The sequence below is a fragment of the Sphingomonas sp. GW821-FHT09E03 genome (genome assembly GCF_059416225.1).
On sequence record NZ_JBWKOS010000024.1, the window covers coordinates 1 to 3,844 of the forward strand.

A 3,844-nucleotide genomic window follows, 5' to 3' on the forward strand; every position below is an offset into this window, starting at 1 on the left:
ACCCTCATCTTTCCGCTGGTCTGCGGCATATCCCGGCTCGGTTATGCGCCGGCGAACCCAGTGCCACCCTGGTGGTGGACCACACAGCAGAACCCCTTTGCCTCGACCCTCGCCTGGTTCAATTACGCCAAGGCCGACGGCTGGCTCGGCTATGCGCACCTCTTCTGGTCGCAGGCAGCCTTGTGGTGGCGTGGATACGACATCACCCATGCCCTGGTACCTCGCCTCGCTGCCAGCGCGCTGGCCGGCGTAGCGGTCGCCTTCAGCCTGGTCGTGGCGGTAGTTCGCGCCGCCCAACCCGCCACCCGCACTGAGCGCCATCACGAGCGCGGCTCGAAGCTCGTCGAGCGCGAGGACGCCGCCCGGTTCGTTCGGGCACTCGTTGGCCGGGAAATAGAGACATCGCACGGCAAACTCGCGGCAATCGCGAGCAGCATCGGCTTACGCCTGCGCGGGCCTTCAGGCCGCCATATCAGGGCCGTGCGCAAGGACGCCAAGGTCCAACCCCGCCAGATCTCGCGGGCAACCGCGCGCGGTGATGCTGCGGTCATGAAGATCGCCGCGGCCGGCGTCGATGCGGGCCTGGTACGGATGGCAGGCATCCCAATGCCCTATTCGAGCGAAACCCTGCACACCCTCATCGCCGCCTCGCCTGGAACCGGCAAGACCGTGGCGCTGCGCGAACTGCTCACCGATCTCAGGCGCCGGGGCGACCGCGTGATCTGCGTCGACGCCGGCTATGACCTGAGCCCTGGCTTTCGCCACCCTGACGATCTGATCCTGTCACCCGTCGACCCACAATCGGTCGGTTGGTCGCTGCGCAACGAGGTTCGGAATGAGACCGAATGGGGCTCGCTGATCAAATCGATGATCTCGGCCCAGAACGGCCCGGCCGGCACCTGGCAGCGCAAGGCCCAGGATTTCATGACCTCGCTGTGCGAGGCGGTTGGAAGCGCAGCGGACAACCGTAAGCTGCTCGAGATCGCCACGGTCTGGTCGACCGACCAGTTGCTCGATCTGCTCGAAGGCACCCCTGCCGCCATCGCGCTCGGCGAAGGCGGCGAGGAATATCTCAACAGCGTGCGCAACAACATCAATGAAAGCCTGTCGGCCTGGAAACGCGGACCTGACGGCGACTTTTCGGTCCGCAGCTATATGAATGCCAGCGATGAACGCCGCTGGCTCTGGCTGCCTTACACCGATCTGGAAGCGGCAGTCTGCCAGCCCGCGATCGCAAGCTGGATCGATATCATGATCAACGCCGCAACCGAGCGGCGTGATGCAGGAGGCAAGCCCGGCGGGCACCGCACCTGGATCATCATCGACGAGCTGAACTCGATGGGGCTCATCCCCAATCTGTCGAAGCTCGGCGCGCGCCTGCGTAAATATGACATTTGCGGGGTCGGCATCATCCAGGACGATGCCCAGCTGAAATCGACCTACGGCGTCTACGACGCCGATACGATCTTCAGCACCTTCTCGAACAAGGTCTATTTCCGTTGCAGCAGCGCCGGCCTCGCCAGACGCATATCGGACGACCTCGGCATGACCGAATATCGTGAGGTGCGCTATGCCACCTCGCGGTCGCGCAGCGCCGGTAAGGTCACGCAAAATACCTCGACGTCGGAGCAATACGTCAAACGCGAGCTGTTCCTGCCCAGCGAGATCCAGAACCTCCCCACCCGGTGCGGCGTCGTCAAATTCGCCGAAGTGGACTCCGTGCTGCCGACCTATCTGTGGGTGCCGCCTCGCCCGCGCCGATGATTATTCACGCTGCCCACGCGGCCTCGGTAGGTCGCCTGGCCCCACGCTTGGCTTTTCACCCCGCGCCGGCAGATCGCTCCTTTCTCCGACCACGCGCTGCGGCTCGCCAGCCTGACCGACCCGCTCGGCCCGTGCGAGCCGCTCAAAGGCCGTCAGGGGCGTATCTGGCGGCTGGGCCGCCCTTTCCTGCTCAATGCGCCTGTATCTGTCTGACGGAGCCTCCCTGCCGGGCTGTGAAGGTCCCTCGCTCTCACGCTCGCGATTGATCCGCTCGAAGCGCTCCTGAACGCTGCCGAGCACCTGCCCGACTTTCTGGCCAATGCCCTGCACCACCTCACGCGCCACTTGAGCGGCGCGCTCGACCTGTTGGCGGACCTGCTCGCGCATTTGCTGCGCCAGCACGCGAGCCTGCTCCACCCAGTTGTCGATCGCGCTGGCCGCGTCGCGCGCCTGCATGCGCGGATCGTCGCTCCGCGGCGCCCCCGCGCCGATCCCCATCGCCTGCAGCTCGTCACGGATCTGCGCCATCTCCTGCGCAACGGCACGGCGCTCGGCCGTGATCTCACGCCCGAAATGTTCCTTCTGCGGTTCTTGTGCGATGCCCCGCTCGGCATGGCTCCGGTGATCGACGCGCCGTTCGACCTGCGCCAGTTCCAGCGCATCGTTCTGGATCTGGGCAAGCCGTTCGCGCAGCGCCAGTATCTCCTTGGGGCCCTGCTTCTGGTCGTCCAACTCACGGGTTTTCTGCCCGAACCCGTCGACGTCGACCGTCCGCGTCGTCGTCAGCACGTGCATGTGCCAGTTGCGCTGATCGCCGTCCGGGCTTGGCGTGTGCAAGGCCACGTCGACCGCGACCCGGTAGCGCTGGACGAGCTCGCGGGCGAACTGCTCGGCGACCTCACGCCGCTCTTCCTTGTTCAGCTCATGGGGTAAACCGACGATATACTCGCGCGCCGTCTGTGAATTGCTGCGGCGTTCGAAATGCTCAGCGGCATTCCACAGCACCGAGCGGTCCTGGGCCCATTCTGCCCCCTCCGGCGTGACGATAAACCCATCCTCGACGCCGCCTCGCGCCCGGAAGTCATGGATCTCTCCGGTGCGCTCGTCGGTGAACCGCTCACCGTGCCGATAGGCGGCAGCGGCTACCGCACTGTCGCCCCGGCTGCGCTGCACCGGGCTGGTGCGGACATGGGGCATGGCGGTCACGGTGGTCATGACAAACGACGACTACCGCGAGGGGTGCAGGGGGGCAGCGCAGCCCCCTTGCCGGGGTACGGGGCGCGAAGCCCTGTGCGGCCTGACGGGCCGCTGGGGTGCAGGGACCACCCTGCCGCAAACGCCCCCAAAGGGCGGCAAACTCGCAGAGTTTGCATCTTTGCGCTTTCTCTACTTCCTTCCGTCATACGCTCTGTCTACACCCGGAGCATATTTTGGCAAGGATCCACCATGGCACAGCCCCCAACCGCCGATCCCAAACTCGCCAAGCTGCTCCGTGAAGTCGAACTTGTGGAGCGCAAAATCGAACGCGCCCAAGCCCTGTCTCAACGCCTCAAACGTCTGGCTGTTGATCACTCCAGACGCGCCGATACCCGCCGTAAGATCATTCTGGGCGGCGCCCTCCTGAACGCTGCCCGCTCCGAACCCGAGCTTGCCGAATTGGTCGCCCGCTTCGTAGCCTCCATTACCCGCCCAGCGGATCTCAAACCGTTCGAGGGCTTCTCCACCGAAGAACTCATCGCAGCCGCCATGGACCAAAATGCGAGCGCTCCGCGGCGCCCGCGCCGGCTTACGCACAAGCCCGATTAGGTAGATTTGCTATGCTCCCCGTCATCGTTTTGTTCGCTGCCGCCCTGGCTCCTGCTTGCCCCGTTCCGGCAGCACCAGCCGACGCGGTCGTCATTTCAGCGACCAAGATGACCGTCGAAGCCGCAGGAGGCGCGTATGTAGTTCGTACCGGTTGGCCGGCGCCCGGGGAGGCTCAGGTGGGTTCGATCCGCTACCAATGGGGCTTCACGTTGCGGTCCGACGATCCCCGTTTCACCGACTTTGATCTGTCCCCCGGTCCGATCCATTCCCGATC

General features: G+C 65.1%; 4 protein-coding genes. 3 read left to right on the plus strand and 1 reads right to left on the minus strand.

The genetic code is table 11. From position 1 onward, the window contains the following. Positions 1-1,764, plus strand: a 1,764-nt coding sequence (locus AC07M8_RS19575) for a type IV secretion system DNA-binding domain-containing protein (protein WP_495175896.1), incomplete at its 5' end; no start/stop codon positions are given. Here AC07M8_RS19575 and mobQ read toward each other — a convergent pair. Continuing rightward, positions 1,765-2,979 carry a MobQ family relaxase gene (gene mobQ, locus AC07M8_RS19580; RefSeq protein WP_495175897.1) on the minus strand — a complete coding sequence of 405 codons (1,215 nt, stop codon included), beginning with the start codon at positions 2,977-2,979 and terminating at the stop codon, positions 1,765-1,767. It abuts the gene before it with no gap. A gap of 231 nt (positions 2,980-3,210) precedes the next feature. On the opposite strand from mobQ, the gene AC07M8_RS19585 reads away from it, so the two are divergent. After that, positions 3,211-3,570 carry a hypothetical protein gene (locus AC07M8_RS19585; protein ID WP_495175898.1) on the plus strand — a complete coding sequence of 120 codons (360 nt, stop codon included), beginning with the start codon at positions 3,211-3,213 and terminating at the stop codon, positions 3,568-3,570. 11 nt (positions 3,571-3,581) lie between these two features. Then, a partial coding sequence (locus AC07M8_RS19590; protein WP_495175899.1) for a hypothetical protein occupies positions 3,582-3,844 on the plus strand: 263 nt, incomplete at its 3' end.

Bases quoted from the DNA above. Each gene is read 5' to 3' on its own strand.
- mobQ (WP_495175897.1), bottom strand. From the start codon at position 2,979: ATGACCACCGTGACCGCCATGCCCCATGTCCGCACCAGCCCGGTGCAG.
- AC07M8_RS19585 (WP_495175898.1), top strand. From the start codon at position 3,211: ATGGCACAGCCCCCAACCGCCGATCCCAAACTCGCCAAGCTGCTCCGT.